Source organism: Streptomyces sp. GL_148 (genome assembly GCF_057834205.1).
On the sequence record NZ_CM174396.1, the window covers coordinates 1,117,039 to 1,140,246 of the forward strand.

The 23,208-nt window shown below is 72.8% G+C and carries 18 protein-coding genes and 2 pseudogenes; 3 read left to right on the forward strand and 17 right to left on the reverse strand.

The genetic code is table 11. The annotated features are described in order from the left end of the window. Positions 1–42: 42 nt before the first annotated feature. The 3 genes and pseudogenes from AC3IYI_RS05085 to AC3IYI_RS05095 form a co-directional block, all read right to left on the reverse strand. A pseudogene (locus AC3IYI_RS05085) lies at positions 43–189 on the reverse strand (2Fe-2S iron-sulfur cluster-binding protein); the annotation flags it as partial. 65 nt (positions 190–254) lie between these two features. Then, positions 255–620 (reverse strand): winged helix-turn-helix transcriptional regulator, encoded by a 366-nt coding sequence (locus AC3IYI_RS05090; protein ID WP_489409062.1) that lies wholly within the window; start codon positions 618–620, stop codon positions 255–257. 377 nt (positions 621–997) lie between these two features. Then, positions 998–1,846 (reverse strand): LysR family transcriptional regulator, encoded by an 849-nt coding sequence (locus AC3IYI_RS05095; protein WP_489409063.1) that lies wholly within the window; start codon positions 1,844–1,846, stop codon positions 998–1,000. Positions 1,847–1,940: 94 nt separating this feature from the next. Here AC3IYI_RS05095 and AC3IYI_RS05100 point away from each other — a divergent pair, with 94 nt between their 5' ends. Beyond that, complete coding sequence (locus tag AC3IYI_RS05100; RefSeq protein ID WP_489409064.1) at positions 1,941–2,672, forward strand: SDR family oxidoreductase; 732 nt, start codon at positions 1,941–1,943, stop codon at positions 2,670–2,672. A 198-nt stretch (positions 2,673–2,870) separates the two neighbouring features. On the opposite strand, the pseudogene AC3IYI_RS05105 reads toward AC3IYI_RS05100, so the two are convergent. Both AC3IYI_RS05105 and AC3IYI_RS05110 read right to left on the reverse strand, forming a co-directional pair. Then, a pseudogene (locus AC3IYI_RS05105) lies at positions 2,871–2,966 on the reverse strand (VOC family protein); the annotation flags it as partial. 219 nt (positions 2,967–3,185) lie between these two features. Then, positions 3,186–3,602, reverse strand: a complete 417-nt coding sequence (locus tag AC3IYI_RS05110) for a hypothetical protein (RefSeq protein WP_489409065.1) — start codon at positions 3,600–3,602, stop codon at positions 3,186–3,188. A gap of 211 nt (positions 3,603–3,813) precedes the next feature. On the opposite strand from AC3IYI_RS05110, the gene AC3IYI_RS05115 reads away from it, so the two are divergent. Beyond that, positions 3,814–8,886: a hypothetical protein gene (locus AC3IYI_RS05115; protein ID WP_489409066.1), complete on the forward strand. Its 5,073-nt coding sequence runs from the start codon at positions 3,814–3,816 to the stop codon at positions 8,884–8,886. Positions 8,887–8,943: 57 nt separating this feature from the next. On the opposite strand, the gene AC3IYI_RS05120 is transcribed toward AC3IYI_RS05115, so the two are convergent. From AC3IYI_RS05120 to AC3IYI_RS05160, 9 genes are read right to left on the reverse strand one after another with little or no spacing between them, the layout of a single operon-like run. Beyond that, positions 8,944–11,088 carry an eCIS core domain-containing protein gene (locus AC3IYI_RS05120; protein ID WP_489409067.1) on the reverse strand — a complete coding sequence of 715 codons (2,145 nt, stop codon included), beginning with the start codon at positions 11,086–11,088 and terminating at the stop codon, positions 8,944–8,946. Between the two features lie 30 nt (positions 11,089–11,118). Continuing rightward, positions 11,119–12,444, reverse strand: a complete 1,326-nt coding sequence (locus tag AC3IYI_RS05125; RefSeq protein ID WP_489409068.1) for an NADase-type glycan-binding domain-containing protein — start codon at positions 12,442–12,444, stop codon at positions 11,119–11,121. Then, a complete protein-coding gene (locus AC3IYI_RS05130) occupies positions 12,441–13,034 on the reverse strand; it encodes a phage tail protein (RefSeq protein ID WP_489409069.1) in 594 nt (197 codons plus the stop codon). The genes AC3IYI_RS05125 and AC3IYI_RS05130 overlap by 4 nt, the downstream gene beginning before the upstream one ends. Continuing rightward, a complete protein-coding gene (locus AC3IYI_RS05135) occupies positions 13,031–14,989 on the reverse strand; it encodes a putative baseplate assembly protein (protein ID WP_489409070.1) in 1,959 nt (652 codons plus the stop codon). The genes AC3IYI_RS05130 and AC3IYI_RS05135 overlap by 4 nt, the downstream gene beginning before the upstream one ends. After that, positions 14,989–15,483 (reverse strand): GPW/gp25 family protein, encoded by a 495-nt coding sequence (locus tag AC3IYI_RS05140; RefSeq protein ID WP_489411892.1) that lies wholly within the window; start codon positions 15,481–15,483, stop codon positions 14,989–14,991. Before AC3IYI_RS05140 ends, AC3IYI_RS05135 begins: the two co-directional genes overlap by 1 nt. Positions 15,484–15,538: 55 nt before the next feature. Beyond that, the gene (locus tag AC3IYI_RS05145; protein ID WP_489409071.1) at positions 15,539–17,440 is read right to left on the reverse strand and encodes a VgrG-related protein; all 1,902 of its coding nucleotides are present in this window, start codon (positions 17,438–17,440) and stop codon (positions 15,539–15,541) included. Next, positions 17,440–18,192, reverse strand: coding sequence for a CIS tube protein (locus AC3IYI_RS05150; RefSeq protein WP_489409072.1), 753 nt, complete (start codon positions 18,190–18,192; stop codon positions 17,440–17,442). The genes AC3IYI_RS05145 and AC3IYI_RS05150 overlap by 1 nt, the downstream gene beginning before the upstream one ends. Before the next feature lie 13 nt (positions 18,193–18,205). Next, positions 18,206–18,631, reverse strand: coding sequence for a phage tail protein (locus AC3IYI_RS05155; protein ID WP_489409073.1), 426 nt, complete (start codon positions 18,629–18,631; stop codon positions 18,206–18,208). Between the two features lie 27 nt (positions 18,632–18,658). Further along, on the reverse strand, positions 18,659–18,856 hold the full coding sequence (locus AC3IYI_RS05160) for a hypothetical protein (RefSeq protein ID WP_489409074.1): 198 nt from the start codon (positions 18,854–18,856) through the stop codon (positions 18,659–18,661). Positions 18,857–20,393: 1,537 nt separating this feature from the next. Here AC3IYI_RS05160 and AC3IYI_RS05165 point away from each other — a divergent pair. Continuing rightward, positions 20,394–20,612 (forward strand): hypothetical protein, encoded by a 219-nt coding sequence (locus AC3IYI_RS05165; protein ID WP_489409075.1) that lies wholly within the window; start codon positions 20,394–20,396, stop codon positions 20,610–20,612. 1,503 nt (positions 20,613–22,115) lie between these two features. Here the strand turns inward: AC3IYI_RS05165 and AC3IYI_RS05170 are convergent. From AC3IYI_RS05170 to AC3IYI_RS05180, 3 genes are read right to left on the reverse strand one after another with little or no spacing between them, the layout of a single operon-like run. After that, complete coding sequence (locus tag AC3IYI_RS05170; protein WP_489409076.1) at positions 22,116–22,280, reverse strand: DUF6760 family protein; 165 nt, start codon at positions 22,278–22,280, stop codon at positions 22,116–22,118. Further along, positions 22,277–22,759 carry a hypothetical protein gene (locus AC3IYI_RS05175; protein WP_489409077.1) on the reverse strand — a complete coding sequence of 161 codons (483 nt, stop codon included), beginning with the start codon at positions 22,757–22,759 and terminating at the stop codon, positions 22,277–22,279. Before AC3IYI_RS05175 ends, AC3IYI_RS05170 begins: the two co-directional genes overlap by 4 nt. After that, the gene (locus AC3IYI_RS05180; protein WP_489409078.1) at positions 22,759–23,202 is read right to left on the reverse strand and encodes a phage tail protein; all 444 of its coding nucleotides are present in this window, start codon (positions 23,200–23,202) and stop codon (positions 22,759–22,761) included. The genes AC3IYI_RS05175 and AC3IYI_RS05180 overlap by 1 nt, the downstream gene beginning before the upstream one ends. Between the last annotated feature and the right edge of the window lie 6 nt (positions 23,203–23,208).

Sequence of the window (23,208 nt, forward strand, 5' to 3'; positions counted from 1 at the left end):
TTGGCAGTCTTCGCCGCCCGTAGCCCGGAATTGGATCCCGAGACCGCCCCCCGAGACGATCCGGCCCAGCGTGGAGCACCCGCACTGCAGCCCGTCGTGGTCGATGAACGCCTGCTGGAGGGGGTGCAGCCGGCCGCCGCGCGCGAGTCCCTCGATCGTGGTCACGTGTGCGCCGTCGTGCCTGACGGCGAACGGGGTGACGGTTGAACTCATCGCGATGAAGGCGTGTCGGAGCGTAGGTCGCGGTCTGGAACTCACCCACTGTTTCGGTCTTGGGCAGCCATGACCTCATCGCCGTGCTCGAAGGCCCAGACGCCGAATGCGTCGATCGGGCCGAGCAATGTCCTTCCCAGCGTGGTGAGTTCGTACTCGACGCGGGGCGGCGCTTCGGCATAGGCGTGTCGTTCCACCAGACCGTTGAACTCCAGCCGCCGCAGCGTCTCGGTCAAGACCTTGGGGCTGATGCCGCCGATGCGCTCACGGAGTTCGCCTGGACGGAAGGCCCGACGGCTTGCGGCACGCATCGGGGGCGGTGCGGGGCACGGGAGTCTGCACGCGGCGGCGCGCTTCGGTGAGGTGGTGCCGGCCGCGCTGCCGTACGGCGTGGGGGCGGTCGTCATCGCGGGGCTCCAGGCGGCACTGAGCGGGAAAGTCCTGCTCGACTGCGCCAATCCGGTCGGACCCGGCTTCCGGCTGCTGACGGAAGGCGGCCTCTCGTCGGCGGGCCGACTTGCCGCGGCGGCACCGGGTGCGCAGGGCGTCAAGGCGTTCAACCTCGTACGGCTCAGGACAAAGGCCGTGCACAGCGGGACGAACCACGGTGCCCCGTGGCGGCATACGGTCCAACCGCCTCCTTCTTCGGGGCGGCGAACTCCCACACCGTGCGCATCATCTCCTCGCCGGACTCGGCCCCGGTGACCGACCCACTCTCGTACAGGACCACCCCGGCGACCTGGTCGGGACGCTGCAGCGCGTGGAACTGGGCATGTTGGAGCTGCTAGAGACGTGTCGCAGTCCGGACAAGGTCGGCGACGGCTCTGGACCGACTGTGCGGTGGCCAGGCAATCACGGTGGTGACTGTCGGCGTGTCCAGCACGGGCACGGCGGCGAGGTCACTGTGCAGTTGGGCTCGGCACGACTCCGGTAGGACCACACAGGTCCGACCGAGCGCGACGAGCTGCAACAACTGCGCGTGGTCGCGGACCTGCGGGCCGGGGCCGGGCGGGTAGGTGCCGTCACGGTCGGGCCAGCGTGGCAGGGGCAGGCCCGGCAGGTCGGTGATGTCGGCCATGTGCACATGGGTGCGGACGGTGAGCGGGTGCCCGGCCGGCAGGACCACGACCTGGCCCTCCGCGCTGAGCTCTTCGGTGTGGAACCCGGCCGTCGAGTCGAACGGCCGGTGCAGCAGCGCCACATCGGCCCGGCCCTCGCGCAGGAGTCGTCCCTGCTCGGCCGGACCGCACAGGATGACCTCGACGGGGACCGCGCCGGGTTCGGCGGCGTACGCGGGGAGCAGTTTCGCCAGCAGTTCTCTGGACGCGTTGGCTTTGGTGACCAGGACCAGGCCGGGACGGCCGGTCACGGAAGGGGCGGCGCGGCGGGTCCGACGCTCGGCGGCGTCGACCGCGTCGAGGGCCGCCCGGCCCTCGACCAACAGCACCGAGCCGGCCTCGGTCAGCGTGACGCTACGGCTCGTCCGGTCCAACAGCGCTGCCCCGAGCCGGCGTTCGAGCTGCTGGATGGCCCGTGACAAGGGCGGCTGCGCGATCCCGAGTCGCTGCGCTGCGCGCCCGAAGTGCAGCTCTTCGGCGACGGCGACGAAATACCGCAGTTCCCGGGTCTCCATGCAGCCACGTTACCCCGGATCAATACCCGGACGGTATCGCTGCCCACTCGATCGGTCTTGGACCCCCGGCAGGTTCCGAGAGCAGCATGGTCCTATGAACGAACGAACGATTGCGCTGGTCAGCGGCGCGAACAAGGGGATCGGTTACGAGATCGCCGCGGGCCTGGGCGCCCTCGGCTGGAGCATCGGCGTCGGCGCCCGAGACGAACAGCGCCGTGAGGCAGCGGTGGAGAAACTGCGCGCTGCCGGCGTCGACGCGTTCGGCGTACCACTGGACGTGACCGAGGACGCGAGTGTGACCGCCGCCGCACGGCTGATCGAGGAGCGGGCCGGGCGCCTCGACGTACTCGTCAACAATGCCGCCATCACCGGCGGGATGCCGCAGGAGCCAACCCGGGTCGACCCCGCCACCATCCGGACGGTCGTGGAGACCAATGTGATCGGCGTCATCCGCGTCACCAACGCGATGCTGCCTCTGCTGCGCCGCTCCGCCTCGCCGCGGATCGTGAACATGTCCAGCGGTGTCGGCTCCCTCACCCGGCAGTCAGGAACCGCCACCGAGCTGACGATTGGTCCGGTGGCTGCGGCGTACTCGCCGTCGAAGACGTTCCTGAATGCGGTCACCCTCCAGTACGCCCGAGAGCTGAAAGGCACGAACATCCTGATCAACGTGGGCTGCCCCGGCTACGTCGCGACCGACCTCAACGGCTTCCGCGGCGTGCGCACCCCCGAACAGGGCGCGGCGATCGCCATCAAGCTGGCGACCTTGCCCGACGACGGCCCGACCGGCACGTTCGTCGAGGACGCCGGCGTCGTGCCCTGGTGAAATGCGCAGCGGCAACGCCCCGGTCTGAGCGCACTCCCGCCCCCGTGGCCCCATGCCCCGCCTCCGGCGGCGGCCACTCCTGATCTGCACTGGTTGTGCAACCGAGCCCTCGTACGCAGGCGGTGCTGCTGCTCGTGGCCGGAGCCGTCATGGTGCTCTTCGCCTGGACCTGATCGGTGTCAAGGCGGTGAGGCCGGCCAGGTCGCCGCCGAAGACCTCCTTGAAGAACTCCATGGCTTGCTTCGCGTCACCGGCGAAGCTGATGTACGGGTTGAGACCAGCAGCCGCATTCACAGAGGTGCTGCCGTTGCAGAGCTGCACGGAGGCCTGTTCGGAGTTGCCGCCGAGGCAGGATTCTCCTTGCTCTGACAGGCAGCCGGTCACGTTCGCTGCCAACGCCTTTGGGCAGGAGACCTATTACGCCCCGTGTCACGGGCTGGACCCCCGACAAGACACGGCGACGTCGCTGCTCGCCGCGCACGGTGAGCTCGGCAGCAGCCACGTGGAGGCGCGCTACCTCGGCGGCTCCCTCACCCTGTCCGAACCGGACCCTCGGCCGCCCCGGTAGCGGTCGCGGTCGTACCGGGCGAACGGGCTCTCGCGGCGGGCCACGTCGGCGGCGCCACACCACAGCGCGCCGACCCCGGCGGCACCGAAGAGGGCCGCGAACACCAAGAGCAGCAGCCCGATCAGGTCGGTGGGATAGGGCATCGCGCCGCCCGGTCCCCAGCCTGCGAGGACCCGTCCGACGAGCGGGATGTCCGCCCGGTCCCCCTTCCACCACAGACCGGACGGGCAGCCGGCCAGGAACACCGTGGCCGACAACCGAGCCCCCACCCGTACGACCCGGTCCTGCCCCGCCCGTCTGGCCGCCGCCGCACGCACGATCATCGTGGCCGTTGCCACCACGTCCGCCGCCTCGTCATCCATGAACGTGCTGCTCCTCTCCGCATGGGCTTTCATGATTGGCCGGGGAGGCTTCGAGCCGGTAGGCATCCGCCCATGACGAATCCCTTACGGCCATGGCCGCCGATGACCAGACCGTGTACCGGACTTTGCCGACAGGTGGCCCAACAACGGCAAGAGAAAGGTGAGTTGCGGAAGGATCCCCCTCCGCCCCGAGGCTGGTTAGGGTGATCACGTGCGGACTCAGCGACAGCCGGGGCACGGCCGGACCGGCGATTCTCATCAGGCGCCCCAGGCGCCCCGCCCCACCAGGCCCGCTCCCGGCGGCGCGGCCCACTCCTTGCTCGCCTTCCAGCAGTCCGCGGGCAACGCGGCCACTGCGGACGCGATCCGCCGGGCGCGGAGCGCAGGCCCCCGGACCGTGGCGCCGCAGCGCCCGCGCGCCGCGCTGGCGGACATCGAGGAACGCGCCGAGACGGCGTACGAGCTGCCGTCGTACTTGATGGAACTCCAGGCGGCCGGGCTCTCCTCGACGTACGGGCTGACCGGGGACTCCTTCGTGGGGCACGTGCTCGCCTCGGTGCTCGGGTACCGCGACGGGACCGTCGCCGACATCGTGAACGAGCTGACCGGACGGCCGGAGAGCTTCTTCGGTTCGGGCCGGGCCTTCGACGCGCAAGGCAAGAAGGGCGGGGGTACGGGCAAGGAGTGGTACGACGTCACCGTCCGCATCGGCCGGGCCCAGGACGACGCGCCGCCCGCCTTTCACGATCTGGAGATACCGGAAGGCAAGGACACCAAGCTCGATGTCCACCGCAACACCGCCGCCAACGTGAGTAATTCGGGCGGCGGGTCGTCGAGCAAGGGCGTCGGAGGCGCGGCCTTCGGGCTGTCGCCCGTCGTACCGGGATTGTGGCTGGGCGCTGCCACGACCGGCAGCGCCCAGCCCTGGCAGTCCTCCCGCGAGTCCCGCCGGCAGCAGGGCGTGGCCGAACCACGCGTGCTGCGCAGTGACAAGGGGACGGTCGAGGTGCCGCGCAAGGTGCGGTACGAGGTGCGGATCAAGCGGCACGGAGGGCAGAACGCGGACACCTACGAGGGCTCCGGCACGCTCACCCACCGCGTGCCGACCGAGCACCTCGTACCGGCCGACGGCAGCACGCCGGCACTGCGGCGACGCCTGACCCCCGCAACCGCCCGCGCCGTCTCCCTCGCGGACTCGATGGCCCCCGTCGCCGCGACCGACACCGCCGCGCCGCACGAGGGCGGCGGCGGGCTGTTCGACGCGGTCGCCTCCGTGCTGCACCCCGCGACCACCGCACCCGGCGCGCCCGGCCGGACCGCGCTGTACCAGGCGACCTCCGTGGCGACCGTACTGGAGGATCTGCCCCGGCTGCTGCGCGGTGGTGTAGTCGGCGCGGACCTTCAGTCCAAGGACGGCAAAACGGCGAGCAGTTACCACCTGAGGGCCGCGATCAGGAGTCTTGCCCCCGCCTGGGGCACCGGAAAGACCCAGCTGCGCACCCACCAGCACGGCCAGACCTCGGTCACGGAGAGCGCCGGCAAGGGGCGTGCCCTCCAGGGCGGAGCGGGCCCGGCAGCGGGCGTCGGGGCGCTGGGCAACGCGGCCGTCGTACGGGCCACCGCGATGCCGGTCCTGGGCGCCCGTAAGGCGCGCTTCACCGTGAACGAACAGACCGTGGCAAGCCGGCAGGGCGCGGAGGTCCGCGGCGAGAAGGCGCTCTACTTCGGAACGGTGATGTTCACCGTGGAGGGCACGGGCCTGTCCTCGCCCGCGATGGTCCTGGACCCGAGGACCCGGGTGGCCTCGCACCTGATGAACGTGTGGCTCAGCCTGCGGGCCGACGAGGCGAAGGAGTTGGGCCTGCCGTTACCGCCGGGCGTGCAGGCCGGGGACTTCGTCAAGAAGCCGACGAGAACCGATGAGAACGGCGCCGAGGTGGACGTCGAGCGGCACCTCCCCTTCGGCGGCAAGGGGTCGAGCGTGGCACTCGGCAAGCTCGACACCGGGCCGCTGGTGCGCGCCGTGCGCGAACTGTTCGCCACCGACCCCCGACTGGCCGGATACTTCCCCGACTTCGGCGCCACACCGCCCGGCCTCGAGAAGACCAGCAGAGAGGAGTCCGAGAGCCAGAGGCGCAACTACCGCGAACTGATGACCACCCTCTCGGAGACCAACCTCAAGGTAAACAAGGACCAGTTGCTGTCCACCGGCATCCGGGTGCGGCTGCGCCGCAAGACGAGCATGCACGCGCACGACGTGCAGCTCCTCGTCAAAGGGCGGTTGAGCGGTACCGATTACGAAGGCGACATCAAGGACTGGTCGGTTCGCAGCCACGCCGGTGTCAGCGGCGGTTCGCAGAGCGGGCGCAGCAGTTCGCGGTCCCTCGGCGGGCTGGTCCTCGGCCAGGCCCGGGTGATCCCCGGCATGCTGACCGCCACCGCCCGCCACGAGATCCACAGCACCGGCACCCGCCGCAACCAGGCGGGCCCCACGGGCCGGACGGACGTCGTGGCCAACGGCTCCGACTCAGCGAGTGCCTTCACGGCGTCCTTGCAGCTCGACGTGGAGGTCACCAGGACCTCCCGGCCCCGCAAGACCGCCCGGACCCTCACTCCCGATGCGCCGGGCCGGTCGGTGCCGGAGGTCAAGACGCTGTCGTACATGAACCTCGGGCCCCAGGACGTACGGCTGCTCACTCCCAGCGAGTTCACGCTGGACCGGGCGGGGAAGGACCGGCTCGACGCGGTGACCGCGAACCGCCTGGGGCAGGCCACGGCTCCCGAGCACGATGTCGACGCGGAAGGCATCGGCGATCTGGCCATGCTCGCTCCGCAGCCGTCCACCGGGGCCCTGTTACGGGACTGGCAGCTGGTGGAGGCCGTCGACGGGGAGCCCGTGCGGGACCTCGCGTACCAGCTGCTGTCCCGGGCCGCGGCCCGCAACAAGAGCGTGCGCGAGGACCCGGCGCTGGCGACGGAAGGGCTCGCGCCGCGACAGGCGATCGAGGAGAGGTTCGGCGAGCGGTCGATCCAGGGGGCGCTGCGGCAGGCCGCTTCCTCCGGCTGGGTCGTGAAGAACCTCCGCTATCCGCGACGTCTCGCGGGCCTGAACGGCGCGGTCGGCACCAGGCTCTCCCTGGCCAACCCCACATTCCTGCACAAGGGGGCGGGCCCGGGCACCGAAACCTTCGTGCAAGGCGGCCACCAGTCGGCCGGGCAGTCGGGCCAGGGCTCCAGCAGCACGACGCAGTTCGGAATCGGTGTCACGGAGAGCGGCCCCCTGTGGCGCACCGGCCAGGGCGTGTCGGCGTTCCGCAGCTCCGGCGAGACCGACACCCGGTCCCTCGCCCTGTCCGGCACGGTCGAACGCAACGCCCACACCCCGAAGCAGGCCCCGCTGTACCTGGTGCAGTGCGACGTACTGGTCACCATGGTCGCGGAGGTCAAGGTCACCGGCGGCGGCCCCTACGTGGCGAAGGGCGTCCGGACGCTGCCGGCCGCGGCGGGAGTGTGGCTGACGGAGGCACAGCTTCCGGCCGGCGTACGCAACCAGGTGAGGCGGGCCGAAGCCGCACGTACCGCGGCCACCGCCACCTCCACCACCCCCCAGGGTGAGACCCGCGCGGAGAGCTCCCGGACGGCCGCCGATCGGGCCGCCGCCCAGGTGGAGGCCGGCTCGTCCACGCCCGCGCGGCGAGCCCCCGCAACCCTCGCCCCGAACCTCGCCCGTGACCTTGCCCTCGGCTTCGGCATGATCGAGCGGCTGCCGGATTTCCTCCCGCTGCTCACCCAGCTGCGTACCCGCCTCTCCGGGGGCAGGCACCGGGGCCTCGCCGACGACCTGTTGCCCCGGCAGCAGCTCAAGGACCGCAACGACAACGTGCAGCGGCTGCTGCGCGTCCTGGACCGGGACGGCTCCGCCGGGCTGCTGTCGGGGGCCATGGACGGCGGGGTCACCGTCGAGCTGTTCGACGGCCGCAAGACCCCGTACTGGGCGGTGTTCAGAGTGGACCGCGCGGGCGACGGCGTATCGGCGGGCGACGCGCACGACGGCCGGGACATGGAGTACATCACCTCGGCCGTCGTCCAGCAGGGCGCCTCCCACGACAAGGCCGCCCTGACCGGTATCGACGGCGTCCTCGCCGGATCGGGCAGACCGGACGGCGGGGCGGGCCCGTTGAAGAGCGCGGGCGGTGCGGCCGGCCTCGGCTACGCGTCCGGCGACACGCGGCGCAACGCTGCCGTGGGCCGCCGCCAGCTCGGCATGAAGTCCGTCGTGGACGGCTCCGCGCAGTCGACCAAGGTGCACATGCCGATCACGGCGCGCCTCGAACTGTACAAGGGCAACACCCGGCTGGAGTTCGCCCAACTGAGCAATGTGACGCTGACCCATCGTCTTCCGCGCAAGGACCTGGAGGCGCTCTCCCGGGTGCGGCTCCCGGTGGAAGACGTACGGCTCGCCGCGCGGGGCCGTCGCGACGGCGGCGGGGTCGCACCCGGCGCCTGGCGGGAGGCCGGCGTGCGGCTGCCGATGGAGGCGCAGGTCAACGGCTTCCAAGGGGCCCCGCAGGTCAGGTGGCTGGTGAACTCGGCAATCCGGCAGGCGGGCGGAGGCGACCGGTTCGAGGACAAGGGGCAGGCCGCCGCGTACGCCGTGAACGAGGCGGTGTCCACCGAGTGGATGATCGCCGCGCTGCCTCTGCTCACCACCGCCGGGGCCGACCTGCCGCCGGTGCACGCCACCGGCGCGCTGGGCCAGGATCTACGGACCTCCCTGCACGCCCGGCTGCGGAACGGACGCGTGCTGGGCCTCGGCGACAAGACGACTTTCGAGACGATCGGCCAGAGCCATCTGAACGCTCCCCGCCCCACCCAGGCGGACGGCCAGAGTTCCACCGACCACAGCCGTTCCGCCCGCCCGGTGTTCGGCGCGGGGGTGCTCAACACCACTGAATTCCGCCTCAACCAGCTCCTGGCCAACGCTGGAGGTTCGGGCGGCGCGATCGACGCCGCGGTGAACTCCTCCGGCTCGATGCCGGTGCACAAGCCGAAGATGAACTCGGTCCTGGTCCAGTTCACGCTGGACGTCAGGGTGACGGCCCACGTGACCGACCGCCGGTCCAAGGGCCGCACGACCACCGCGGTCAAGGAGGCGACGCTGGCGCACCCGGTGGTGATCCGCATGCCGGAGCCCGTCGTCCGCCGCATGCTGGCCGCTCAGGGCGACCGGCTGAAGGACGATGGCAACCACCTGAGCCCGGCCACGCCCCCGCCCGCCCCGTAGACATGCCGGAGGGCCGGGGCAGCAGCCCCGGCCCTCGCCGCCACGTGGCGGGGCGCGCTAGTGGATGGCGCCGGGTGCGGCGCCCTGGCCGCCGGCGGCCGGGACCGGCGGCGCCGCGGCCGCGAGGGCGTCGGCGATGCGCCGGTACAGCTTGATGGAGTCCTGGACGAGAAGCGCGTACTCGCGCAGTGCGGCCTGCTGGTCCTCGCGCCGGCCCGCCCGGACGCTGCTCCGGAACCTGGCGGACAGCGTGCTGAGGCCGGCCACATTCTGCTGGAGGTTCGAGAGGGAGCCGGCCAGCGGGCGGAAGCCTCCCGAGGAAGCGCGGTGGTCGTGGTCCGCGACGGCCGCCCGGAGCCTGTGCACCTCCCCCGCCAGATGGGCCTGCCGGCCGTCCAGGAATCCGGAGAGGCGGCCCGGCGTGTAGTCCTGGAGTCCCTGTTCCCGGTCCAGGACGTTGTACTGGACCCCGAAGTTGTTCGCCATGTCGAGCACTTCGTGCAGGGTGTGGTAGCCCCAGGTGACCGTGTGGTCGTAGTCGAGGCGCCAGAAGGCGAAGAGCGCCCACGCGGCGGCGCCGAGCTCAAGGGTGTTGGCTCCGGCCGTGGCTCCGAGGTTCATCATGCGCGCGGTCGTCTCCGACTGGCCCACCCAGACGGGCACGTTGTTCTCCCGGGCCAGCTCAGTCGTGAGGTCGGTCTCGTCGCGGGTGATGAAGCCGACGCCGCGGTCGACGTGCATCCCCTTGCTGTTCACCGCCGCGGACCGCAGGCCGTCCGGGGCGATGTGCGAAGTGCCCACCTTCTTCTCCCGGGCCGGGGGGTCGAGAAGGCCGCTGCCCGCGGTCGCCGTACCGTGGCGGACGGCCAGGAAGTACTCCATCACATCGTGCAGGGCCACGATCTTGTCGCGCATGTCGTAGTTCTCCGGGTGCTGGAACACCGCGAGCATGTTGCCGTTGATCCCCGTCCGCACCGCGGGGTTGGCCGCGCCGATCTTGAGGTCGAAGTGGGTCCGGTAGATGCCGTACTCCTTCCCCTGCACGAGACCGGTCCGGAGCTCCTCGATGATCCACTGGAACTGGTTCGGCTGGAGCTGCTTGTTGGCGAGGTCGCCGATCCAGCGGTGCACCTTCGCCAGGAGGATGTCGAGGTGGACCTCGATCTCGCCATTGGCCTTCACGTCCTGGGCGAGTTCCTTCTCCCGGTGGCGCCCCGGCTTCTGGAGCACCCAGCCCAACAGGCTCGAGTAGAGCTGGCCGACTTCGGGATAGCTGTGGTTGCGGATCTTGCGGCCGTGCAGGGGGTGGTGCTTGGAGGGGCCGCCCACGGCGTTCTTCTCGCCCGCCCCGAGGTCATCGACCCACTTGTCCAACTGGTACTTCATCGCCGTCTGGTGCTTACGGAACTCGGTCTGGCGCTGCGGGGGTTCGTTCCGGACAAACGTCTCGATCTCCTTCCACAGCGGCGCGGAGTCCTTCTCGTGCGCCTGCGGGTGGGCGTTGGAGTACATCCGGTCCTTCACCACCACTGCGCGCTGCACCGGCGCTTCCGGGTGCCGCGCCCCGGGGGCGGCGGAACGCTGGACATCCGTCGACGGCGAGGGTGCCGGACGGCCCATCACGGCGGTGGCATTGGCCTCGGCCGCGCGCTCGAAACGGTCCGAGGGGTCGCTGACGCGCAGGCCCGCTCCGTTGTCGGTACCGGACACGGACCCTTGGCGCTGCTGGATGACGTGGGTGAGTTCGTGGGCGAGTGTGTGCTTGTCGCCCCCGCCCTCTCCGATGACCACGTGACTGCCCGACGTGTAGGCCCGGGCGCCCAGTTCGGCGGCGGACCGCCGCGCCGTGCTGTCGGTGTGGAGGCGGACGTCCGAGAAGTCCGCGCCCAGACGTGATTCCATCTCGGACCGGGTGGCGTCGTCCATCGGCCGCCCGGACGCCCGCAGGACGTCGTGGGCGACGGACCGTTGCACCGCGGGCGCCTCTTGCGTGTGCCCGCAGCCTTCACCGTGCTGGTGCCGGTCCTCGGCCGACCGATGGCCGGCCTGACGGAGCAGCTGGACGACGGCGGCGTTCCCCGCCGCGGTCTGCAGCCCCAACAGCCCATGATCGGCCGTGCTCGTGGGGGCGGCGGGACGACGCTGGCGCACGGAGTCGCTTTTGGCTGTGGAGCCGGAGTTCTTCTCCTTCGCGGAGACCATGGGACCTTCCTCACCTCGGGCTTTCGTGAACTACTGGGACCGGCCGCCGTTCGACGGGCCGAAGAACTCGATCTCGGCGACGGCGACCTGCTTGTCGGCGGCGGCGGCGTGGGCCGAGCGCAGGACGAAGCGCACGGCGGTAACCTCGCCGACCCGGAACGTGCGGCGCTGGCCCCCGGCGCCCTGATCCAGGGTGAGGAAGCGGGTGACCGTCCTGCCGTCGGACGTGGTGATCACGGCCTCGACGCGGTGCGGGAGGGCCGACTGGGACAGCTTGTCCGCGCGGGTGGAGGTGCCCGGGGTGATGATGACGTCGAGGAGCCGGGTGGGCCGGTCGAAGCGGGCTTCGACCCACTCCCCCGCGGCGGACTGGGTGATCCCCGGGCCCCACCAGGTGTTGTTGAGTTTGTCGAAGGTGAGCTGGGGCTCGTGCCCCTCGTAGGACCGCGAGGCCGCGACGCTGTCCGGTGCGACCGGGGTGCGCTTGGCGAAGTGGTCGCGGACGGCGTTGTAGGCGTTGTCGGCCTGGACCACGGCGGTGATCAGCAGGGCCAGCGCCAGCGCCCAGAGCACCCAGGTCATCAGGTACCCGAAGCCGCGGCGCAGGCGCGGCCGGTCGCCGGCCCACGGGGTCTCCCGGTTGCGGAAGTCCAGCACGCGGCGCCACCAGGTGAGGCGCGCGCCGGGTGCGGCGGGGCCGGCGGCCAGCGGCATGGCGCAGAGGACGCAGAAGTGCCGGTCCGGCCGGTTGGGCGTGGCACACCAGGGGCAGGGCACGCCGCCCTCGGCGCCTGCCTCCCGCCCGGGGGTACGGACCTGCGGCCGGTCCGCGACCGGCCGCCCCGGCAGCACGGCCACCACGGCCGGCGCCGCCGTCTCCCGCGGCGCGGGATCGGCGACGGGCACGAGCAGCGACCGGGCCCGCGCGGTGTCGGCCGGGACCGGGGCTGCCTCCGAGGCCCCGGAGGGCAGCGCCGCGGTGACGGCAGCCTGGTCCCCGCCGGATCCGGATCCGGCGGCACCAGACCCGGCGGCACCCGGCTCGGCGGCACCCGGCTCAGGAGCTCCCGGCGCGGCCGTGCCCGCGTCGTGCGCGTCCCGCGAGGTCCTGCCCGACGCGCGAGCGCGCCGCTCCGGGTCACCCGGCTCGGTCGTGGCCGCCACCGGAGCGCCCCGCTCGGGGGCGCCCCCGTCAGCGGCGGCAGAGGTGTCGCCGTCCGCCGCGCGCTCCACCCAGCCCAGGACCGCGCCGCAGGAGTCGCAGAAGGACTGGCCGGGTTCCGCCCGGGTTCCGCACTCGGCGCAGTGCGCGGCCCCGTCCCTCCGGGGCCCGGTGGCGGGGGTCTGGCTGGTCATCTCTCAAGGTTCCTTTCCGCGGCGGTCACCTGGACCGTGTAGGGCATGTGTGCGGGGCGGGCCGCCGCCACGAGGCTGTCGAGCCGGTGCTCGTCCGAGGGGGCCGGGTCGGGCAGCCGCAGCGTGACGTGCAGGCGCGGACGGGGCTCGCCCGGGACCGGGCCCAGCGGCCGGGCGCTCCAGTCGGCGGCTCCGCTCTCGCTGATCTCCGGTTCCACGCCGAAGGCCAGCCGGATCGCCTCCGCCAGGCCGCGCCGGGTTCCCCGTACCCGGTGCAGGTACGCGGCGGCGGCCACGGCCGCGCGCAGCCGGTCCTCCGGCTCCGTGCCGTCGGTCTCGGCGCCGACCCAGCCGCCCAGCCAGCGGGTGAAGTCCAGCGGGGCCAGAGCCGGGTTGAAGTAGGAGTCCAGGCAGTCCAGGACGTTCAGGATCGGCGCGAGGACCTCGTCCAGGCCTGCGACGAAGTGCTGCGCCAGCTGGTCGTCGGCGAAGACCGCGGGCAGCATCTCGCCCAGTGGCGCGGAGGACCGGAGCCCGTCGATGGATCCCCTCGCGCTCACGCTCACGCCCGTGCCCGTGCCCGTGCTCATGCGTCGTCCCCGATCACACGCACCCGGTGGTCGAAGGAGAAGACCAGCGCAGCGGGTTCGAGGTCGATGCGGTCCGTGGCGTCTCCGCGCTTGCCGCTCAGCGGGTCCGCCGGGTGCAGCCGCACCTCGTCGACGAGCTCCACGCCCGCCACGCGCTGCAGCACCGCGAAGATCTCGCCCGCCTGGACCCGGCGGCCGAAGGGCCAGCCCGTACCGTCGGCGCCGCCGGTCAGCGGGTCGAGGTGGCGGTAGAGGGCGTCGTGCGCCTTCTGCCGCACCAGGTCGGCGTCCACGCCGCCGAAGGCGTGCACAGTGGCGACGACGGTGACGCCCTGGTAGAAGGGCGGGCCCACCGCCAGCCGCGTCCCGATGAGCCTGCGGTCGTCGAGGTAGCGCGTGATGCGCCTCAACAGGGCGTCACCGGGGACGAGTTGCTCGAACCGCAGCCGCCCGCCCGGGTCCGGTACGGCCTGCGGGACCACCAGCACCCGTACCGCGTACGCCCCGTGCTCGCTCTCCTCACCCTCCAGGCAGGCGATCCGGGCCGTCTCGGGCGCGGCGCGGCGGGCCAGCTCCTCGTAGTCGCGCAGGGTCACCGCACGCTCCTGGGCGCGCAGTGTGATCGGTGCACGTGCCTTCGCCTCCGCCACCGTCTCGCCGTCGACCCCGCCGCGCGCCGCCTCCCGGTTGACGACCTCGGAGACGTACGGGACGGAGTTGCGCAGCACCCGGACCGCGCCGCGGGCCACGTTCCCGGAGCGGCCCCCGCCGATGCGGTAGCGGCGTGCCCGTATGACCGCGCCCTGCGCTGGCAGCGCCCCGTACTGGCGCAGGCTGCCGTCCGGCTCCCGTACCGCCGGTCCGAAGGCGACCTCCCCCGTCGCGGCGTCGAGCGTGACGTGCCGGTCGCGCGGTCCGGAGGAGGCGAAGTGCGGCACGACCTCCCAGTCCCGCCAGCCGTCGTCCTCGGCGGTCTGCAGCAGCACCGTCGGGTCGTCGGCCACGACGGGCGCATGGGCCAGCCGCAGCCGCTGGCCGGGCAGGCCGGTGGACTCGCCGAGGGGCTCGTCGTACACGGTCTCGGCGTGCACCACGCCGGTGGTGCCGCCGATGGTGAACGCCTCGGCGGACCGCACGGTCGGCGACGTGGTGTAGAAGGGCTGGCCGAGCAGCGGCTCGGTGACCCGGCAGCGCAGCCAGCCGGCCTGCCGCCCGCCAGTACGGGACACCGCGTGCCCACCGGGTACGTGCAGCACGGCGTCGCCCGGCCGGTTGAGCCCGCCGGTGCCGTCCCGGTCGACCTCGCAGAGGGCCCAGCCGTCCTCGGTCCACGCCTCCCACACCAGCGGCGGCTGCCGCGGATCCACACCGACGCCGTCGACCCGGCTGTCCACACCCAGCGCCACCGCGCAGTGCGGCACGGCGGCGCTCAGCCCGAGCAGCATGCAGTCGCCGGGCCGCGGGGCCTCGGCGAAGCACATCACGTCCTTGGCCTCGGCGAGGTCGGCGGTCATGTCGGCGACGGGCTCGCCTTGGCGCTGCACCATGACATGGAGCAACTCGCTCGGTACGACTGCCAGTTCCTGCTCGGTTGCGAAGACGACCGCCTCCTCGCCCTCCGTGCGCGCGGTGGCGACCTCGGTGCCGGCGGGCAGCAGCACCGGCTCCTCCTGCGGCGCGGAGAGCCAGAAGGTGACCTCGGTACGGGCGGCCGACGGCGGGAACAGCTTGATGCCGACCAGGTCGAGGAAGGCCAGATGGTTCTTCTCCGGCACCCGGTTGAGCCGGTAGACGATCTGGTCGGCCATGTGCGCGACCGTCTCCACGAGGGTGACGCCCGGGTCGGAGACGTTGTGGTCGGTCCACTCGGGGGCGCGCCGCTGGATGTAGCGCTTGGCGTCGTCGACGAACTGCTGGAAGCGGCGGTCGTCGAGGTTCGGGGAGGGCAGTGCCATCAGCGTTCGCTTTCCGGAGAGGTGCCGTAGGTGCTGTAGGTGCCGTAGGTGCCCGAAGCGCCGGAGGCGCCCGCGGCGTCCGAGTCGCCGTCGCCGGGCTCCTCGTGGGACGGGATGACGTAGAAGGGGAAGACCAGGCTGCGCGGGTTGTTGGTGCCGCGGATGGCATAGCGGACGTCGATGAAGAGCACGCCCTGCTCCGCGCCCGCGGTGACGTCGACGTCGGTCACCTCGATCCGGGGCTCCCAGCGGTCGAGGCTGACGTACACCTCGTGCTGGATGCGGCCCGCGGTGGCCTCGTTGACCGGCGCGAACACCAGGTCGTGGATGGCGCAGCCGAACTCGGGCCGCATCGGGCGCTCGCCCGGCGAGGTGGCCAGCACCAGCCGGATGGCCTCCTCGATCTCCCGCTCCCCGCTGACCAGGGCGATGCCTCCGGTCGGTCCGATGCGCAGGGGGAACGCCCAGCCGGACCCGACGAACTGCTCGGCCATCAGCAGACCACCTGCCTTCTCCATTGCTCGACGCGTACCGAGCGCTCCCCGGCCGTCACGGGATCGGGTACGGCTTGTTGTTGACCAGCACCACGCCTTGCAGCAGGAGGCTGGCGGCCCGCAAGCCGAGGTTCGCGGTAGCGCTGACCTGGACGGTTCCGCCCGCGCTGATCGCTGCCGCGCCCGCCGCGTTGAGGCTGAGGGCGCCCAGCGCGCTCACGTTGACCGCGCCCGCCGCCCTCATGCTGACCAGGCCGCCGCCCTGGATGTTGAGGGGCCCGCCGCTCCTGATGGTCAGGGCCCGGCGCGCGCTCAGCGTCAGGTCCGTGCCCGCCTCCACGGACACCGCCAGGCCGCCCGTGATGGAGACGGACCCCTTGCTGTCCACGGTGATCTCGGTCCGCGTGCGGTCGAGGTTGATGGTGAGCCGGTCGTTGCCGGTGGCGATCCGCACGCCCTGCTTGCGGCGGCCGGTCGTCTGGCTGAGCAGGTCCACCCGGTTGCCGTCCCGGTCGGACAGCGTGTGCCGGATCGCCTTCCTCCGCAGCCCGTCGTGCAGCGGCACGTCATTGACGGGGGTCGGCTTGTCCACGCCGTTGTAGAGGCCGCCGATGACGAACGGGTGGTCCAGGGCCCCCCGGTCGAAGGCGACCAGTACCTCGTCGCCGACGTCCAGCGGGAAGATCCCGCCCCCTGCCTTGCCGCCCAGCTGGACGGTACGGGTCCAGTCGCTGACGTACGCATCGTCCAGCCACGGGAACCGCAGCTTCACCCGGCCCTGCCTCAGCGGGTCCTGTACGTCGGTGACCAGGGCGTTGGCCACGCTCGGCAGCCGCGGCGCGGACCCGCCGCCGGAGCCGGAGGCGAGCCCGTACAGGGAACGCCACTGCCTCCCGCTGACGGTCACCCAGGTCTGGTAGTGACTGTCGTCGCCGAAGACGTGCCGCACGGAGGTGACCGTGTACTTGCCCTCGAACGGGGTGCCCACGTCCCGGAGCGTGACCGGTACCCCGGGGCGCAGCTTCGGATTGCCGCGCACCGTGACCTCCAGCTCGGCGAAGGAGGAGGTGATGTCGTCGGCGAGCGAGTCGGCGGCGTTCTTGACCTCGGACTGGCGGTCGTACGGGGTCTCGGTCTCCACCAGTTTCCCCGGCTTGAACGCCGAGGCTGCCTGGCCCGGTGTGGTGCCGATGGCGACGGCCGGGGTACGGATGGCGGGCGCCATGGCGGTGAGCGGCCGTTTGGTGGTGACGTCCCAGCCGCGCGACTCGACCTTGCCGATCTGGTCGGCGGAGGTGACCGCGGCCCGGCAGCGCAGCACGTCCTGGCCGGCGTGCAGCACGAACGGGCTCTTCTCACCGTCGGTGCTCGTCGGCGGCGCGCCGGACGCCGGCGTCGGCCGGACGAACTGGAACTTGCCCTGGGGATCCAGGGACATCACCATCGCGTTCTCGTCGGCGAGCCGGGAGAGGAAGTCCCAGTCGGTTACGTTCGCCTGGGAGATGAACTCGTAGACCGTCTTGGTGGGCTGGACCTTGCCGATCGGGATGCCGCTCTGCGCGGCCAGCTTGCGGGCCATGTCGGCGGCGGTCTGATTGCGGTACGCGGCAACCCGGCGCTGACGCATCAGCCGGTGGCCCAGGTCGTAACCGCGGATCACGGTGAACGTGCCGGCGCCGTCGTAGTCGGTCTCCATGCCGGTCACCTCGCCGGTGAGCAACGGCGAGGCAGCGCCCTTGCTTCCGGAGACGGGCGCGATGACCACCTTCGTGCCGAACTTCACCTTCAGCTCGCCGAGCAGAAGCCCGTGCGGGTCGCGGAAAGTGAGGCGGAACGCGCCGGGCACGCCGGCCCCCAGGTCGACCCAGGCGCCGACGAGGTCGTCGGCGACGTGGTCGGGGAGCTTGCCGCCACCGATCGTCACGTGGACGACGTTGGAGAACGATGCCTGCACCATCAGTGACCCCCCAGTTCCTCGGCAGCCGGAAGCACCACTTCCGTGCCGGTCTTCAGCTGTGCCGGGTCGTCGATGCCGTTGGCCTCGGCGATCGCCCGCCAGTCGTTCGCGTCGCCGTATTCCCGCCAGGCCAGCGACTGCAGCGTGTCGCCCGCGACGACCCGGTGCACGCGCTGCGCGGTGAGCGCGCCGGAGGTCGGGTTCTGGCCCTTGGTCTTGCTGGGGATCTCGTGCATCCGCACCTGGCAGGTGGCCCGGACGGGCACGCCCGTCGTGCTGAACAGTGAGTAGGCGGCGTCCACGGAGGAGACGTACGCCGTGAAGCGCGCGGTCGAGAAGGACCCCCACTGGAAGACCACCCAGGGCGTGGAGGGCTGCTTGGCGGCGATGCTCTTCGCCGTCACCTCGCAGCAGGAGAAGAGCGCCTCCACGTTCTTGAGCACCGTATTGCCGCCCGGACTGCCGGAGGCGTCCAGGAAGATCTCCACCGTCATCTCCCGGGGCTCGGGCCCCATGAACTCGGGGACGGCGCCGTCGCGCACCGCGGCGGTCGGGGTGGCCTTCCACTGCGCACGCCGGCTGAGCGCGAGCTGCGACGGATTGAACTCGAAGGTGAAGTTCCTGATCAGCGGACCGGGTGTGGTGCTCTGGCCGATCGGCGGCTCGTGAATGGCCAGCGAGGCGCGCACCAGGCTCTTGCCCGCACCGCCTCCCTTGCCACCGCCGCCGCCCCTTCCTCCCTTGGCTGCCATGTGCTGCCGCCCCTCAGTCCGTGAACCCGTGGTGCGTGATCTCCAGTACCTCCGTCGCCACGGCCGGGCTGGCCGGGTCGAGGGAGGGCCCCTGCCAGCTGACCGGCAGTACGTCGATCAGCCCCCAGCGGGCCACCTCGGAACCGTCCGCGCGCAGCGCGGCGATCTGGGCGGTGGGCCGGGTGACGCCCGTGGTCACGGAGGAGATCCAGGCCGCGACCTTGGCGGTGTCGGGGGTCAGGGGCCGGGTCAGCCGGATGTTGGAGAAGGTCACCCGGGACGGGAGCTGCCAGACGAACCCGTTGTTGCCGCCCTCCTGGCGCTGCTCGATCTCCACGGTGGAGGAGAGGCCCTCGCACCCGTTGAAGTAGCCGAGGCTCGCGCCGTCGATGGTGAGGGTGAAGAAGACGGTGGAGCCCGGGTCGAGATCGCGGGGCATCGGGTGGTCCTTTCTGCGGCGGAGGGGTCAGGGACGCGGGTCGCGGAGCCTGCCGATGCGCTCCCGGTCGAGCCGGAGGTCGGTACGGAGCTGGCGGGTGATCCGGCTGATGAGGCGGTGGGTCAACTCGTCGAGCTGGAATTCGGTCAGGGAACGGGGGTTGAACGCGGCGTCGGGGACCGGGGGGTGCGTGGGTGTGGGCCGTTGTGCGTGCGTCGAGTGCACCGTGGCTGTCCTGTCTGCCGTGCGCGTCCTGGGTTCGGTGGCGCGCTGGATGGTGTGGGCAACAGGGGGTGGGGGTGCGGGACGAACAGGCGGCAGGAGAGGCGTTGCCGGAGTCGCCGGGAACCGCTGCACCGGCATGGCCAGTGCGGTGGCGTGCGGCGATGCGCGCTGTACGGAGACCCGTGCCACGGGCGTGCCCCCGGCAGGGACTGCCGCACCCCCCGGCACCGACCGGGTGCGGACGGGGGGCCGGGGCGTCCCGGTCCCCGTCGGCCGGGCCGGTGTGCCACCGCCGCTCCCGGACACCGTCTCGGGGTGGGCGAGACGCTGAACGGCGAGCGGCGAGCGGGGCACCTCCTGATTGCTTGCCACGGCCATCCGCTGCACGGCAGGAGCGGGCGCGGACCCTCCCGCCGGTGCCGGGACCCGTTGCACGCGCTGCACTGGTGGTACGGGTGGTACGGGTGGTGCGGAGGCCGGCGCCTGCGGGCGACGGGGGTGAACGGGCGGCGTGGTGGACGGCACGGCGGGGGTCAGCGCCCGTGCGGGAGCCAGAGCCCGCACGGGCAGGGGTACGGCGACTCCGAGCGTGCGCCCACCGGCTCTCCCCGCCCGGTGGCCCGGGCCCAGCCCCGGCGCGGAAGACGCGGGTGCGACCGGTGCGCGCTGGACCGTGGGAGCTACGGCGGCACGCCGAACGGCCTGATCCGGCACGGGCAGCGGTCCCCGTGCCGGAGCCGGTGTCCCGGCGACGTGTCCATCGCTGCGCCACGCTTCGGCCGTCGCCGCGCGCAGGACGGCACCGGCGCCGCCGCCAGTGAGGGGCCCGGCAGCCGTGGGGGCGGCCGACAGGGGCGTGCCCAGCAGCGGCCGCCTGCCCGTCCGGGCCCCGGTCGCGGCCGGGCCGCCGGACACCGGCATGCCCCCCGGTTCCGGCGGTCGCGCTCCGCCGACGGCATGCCGCTGCACCGGGGCCACCGGTGTGCCGAGTCCCGCTCGCCGCGCCCTGCCGGAAGTCTTCCGCTGAACGGGGGCCGGGCCTGCCGCTGGCGTGTTCCGGGACGGGGTTACCCCGTCGGCCGCCGCCGGGCTGGGCCCCTCGGAAGTCGGCTTGCCCGCCGAGGCCGGGCCGGTGGGCAGGGGCACGCTCGGCCCCGGCTGCCGTGGGCCGCCGACAGCACTCCGCTGCACAGGAGCCCCGCCACCGGCCGGCGATGCGCTCCGGGACACGGATCCGTCGGCCGACCGGGTCAACAGCGGTGCGGGCGCGGCCGGGGCCGGTCCGCCGGACACGGGCATGCCCGGATCCGGTTGCCGCGCACCGTCTGACGGCGCGTTGGCAGACCGGGCAGGAGGCGCAACGGACACCGCGGGCGCGGCTGGACCACCAGACCATGGCGCGCCGAGTCCTGCTCGCCTCGGCCTGACGGGAGTGCTCCGCTGAACAGGGGCCGCCGCACCGCCCGACGGCACATGGCGGGACGGGAATACGCCGCCGGCAGGCGCCGGGCCCGGCCCGCCGGAGGCCGACCTGGCCATGGGAGCCGACGCCGGGCCGGTGGACACCGGCAGGCTCGCTCCCGGCTGCCGCGGGCTGACGGCGGTACGCCGCTGCACCGGAGCAACCGGCGTGCCCCGGGACACCGAAGCCGAGGCAGACCCGGCCGGAGGCGTCGCGGGCGCGGCCGGGACCGGCACGCCGGACACCGGCGCGCCCGCATCCAGCCGCCGCGCACCGTCCGCAGCCCTCCGCTGAACCGGTGCCGCCGGACCGCCCGATGGCGCGTCCGGAGACGAGTGCGGGGACGGGTACGCGGACGTACGGGCAGCCGGAGCCGGGCGCGGGCCGTCTGAGGGCCCGCCGTTCGGACCGGAGACCGGCTGGGGAGCCGGGGCTGCTGGGCCCGCCTGACCGGCCGCGGACACACCCGGGGACGAGGAGACCCCAACACCCGGACCCGGACCCGGACCCGGACCCGGATCCGGCCCCGGCGCCGGCTTCAGATCCGGCCCCGGCGCCGCGGCCGCGGGGGCGGCCGGGGAGAGCCGCACCCCGTCAGCGGCGCTGCGCTGCACGGGAGCCGCCCGGCCAGCCGACGGCGTACCCGGGAACGGGGGTACACCGCCGGCCGGAGCCGGGCGCAGGCCGGTGGACGGCTCCCCGCCCGGACCGGAGGCCGGAGCCGCGGGCGCGGCCGGGCCACCGGGCATCGGTGCGCCGAGCCCAGACCGCCGAGCCCTGCCGGGAGTGCTCCGCTGAACAGGAGCCGACTGACCGGCCGGCGGCGCGCCCGGGGACATGGGCGCGCCGCCGGACGGGGCCGGGCGCGGGCCGCCCGAAAGCTCTCCCCCCTGGCCGGGGGCCGGGGCGGGGGCCGCGAGCACAGCCGGGGTGTGCCGTGCCCCATCGGGAGTGCTCCGCTGAACGGGTGCCCGACCGGTCGACGGCGTACCCGGGGACGGGGGTACGCCGTCGCCGGGCCCCGGGTTCCGGGCGCCGGGGAACGCCCGGTCGGGATCCGGCGCCGGGGAACCCCGGCGGGCGCCATCCGGCGCCGAGCCCGCGGAAGCGGACACCGGGCCGCCGGAGGACGGTGCCTGCCCGGCGGAAGCGGACGCCGAACCACCGGCAGCCGGTGCCGGACCGCTGGAGCCCGCCGCCGAACCGCCGGAGGCCACCGCCGGGCCGGCGGAAGCCGCCCGGCGGGCCACCGGCAGCGCCCGGCGCTGCACCGCGGGCGTGCGCCTCGACCTGGTCAGTGAGGTCCGCCGGGTGGGTGTCGGGGCGACCGGGGCCACCCCGGCACCCACCGGACGGGATGTCCGCTGCACCGGCGGAGCGGCGGCGGGCCCGTCGCCCGGCTCGCCGTACGGCACCACCGGCAGGGTGAGTGACGGCAGTTCGAGTCCGTAGCCGGGTGCTGCCGAGGTGCTGAGCAGCCCCTCCACCAGGCCGCCCGGCGCACCGTCGAGTACGGCGTGGGACAAGGTCCCGCGGAAGGACGGGTCCCGCCACGTGCTCAGGCGACCGCCGAACCCCGCGTCCGCGACCGCCGCGGCCGCGCCGGAACCGGAAGCCGTCACGCGCTGGATCGGCGGCAGCGCGGACCACCCGGCCTCCCGGACTACACCGGGCACCGGCGGGACCGAAGATCCGGCAGCCGGCTCAGCACCGGCCCCCGCACCCGGTTCCGGCGCAGCCTGCCGCCCCCGGCCACCCGTCAAACCATCCCTCAACCGCCCGAGAAGTCCCACGCCGTCACCCCTCGACCGAGGAGGAGGCGCGGGCGACGAACCCGGCGATCTGTTCCGTGTACCGGCGGCGGTCACGGTGTTCGAGGTCCAGGATGTCCTCCAGGCTCCAGTGGAAGTGGTAGGCGATGTACGCGATCTCCTCGTGCAGGCGGTCGGTCGCGTACGTCACGATTCCCCCAGGCGGCTCCCGCCGAGTTCGACCTCGAACGGCTGCTCGCAGTGGGGGCAGGTGACTCCCGCCCGGGTGTGGCCCTCGGCGTTGACCTGCCGGTAGAAGTCCTGCAGGAACGCCAGGTCGGAGGCGAACATGTTCTCCACCACCCCGTCGTGCACCATCGGCAGCTTGCCCAGCCGGGTGATCACCCGGCCGAGCAGCACCACCGACAGATAGGCCGGGTTCTCCTGCACCCGCATGTCCCGCAGTGGGATCAGCTCGTCCCGGGCTGTGGCGAGCCGCATGGTGCCGTCCCGGTGCACGGCTCCGGATTCGTCGACGTATCCGCGCGGCAGCTCGAAGTTGAACTCCGTACGCAGCCGTTGTGCCGCCGGGGCGGCAGCCGATGCCACGGCCTGCGCCGAGGCGTCGGCGACCGGGCCCGCATCGCCGCCGACGGCCACCGCGGTCGTCCCTGGAGCCGCGCGCCGCATTATTCGACGACCAGTTCTTCGAAGGTGATGGTCACGGTCTCGGTGAGCGCCGCCGCCTCGCCGGCCTTCACGGTGCTGGTGTCGACCTTGCTGCACCAGGCGTTGCGCATGTTGTACCGCTTGACCGGGTTGTCCTGATAGTCCATCACCATGATGGTGGCGTTCTTGCGGGCCGTGCCCATGTTGCCGTTGACGGACTCGGTGATCCACTGGTTGAAGGCGGCCGACTGCGTCATACCGCGGACGACGGTGCACGTGCCGGCCTTCTTCACGCCTGGCAGCTTCTTGACCACGGCCTTGCCCTGCGCGGAGACCTGCTGGTATTCGATGACGTCCTGTTCGAGGCTGAGGCCGCTGACCTCGGCGAGGTACTCGACCATCACCCCGTCGATCTGGAGCCCGAAATTATGTGAAGTGAGGGCGTCACCCGGCTGGAGACTCATGTGCGC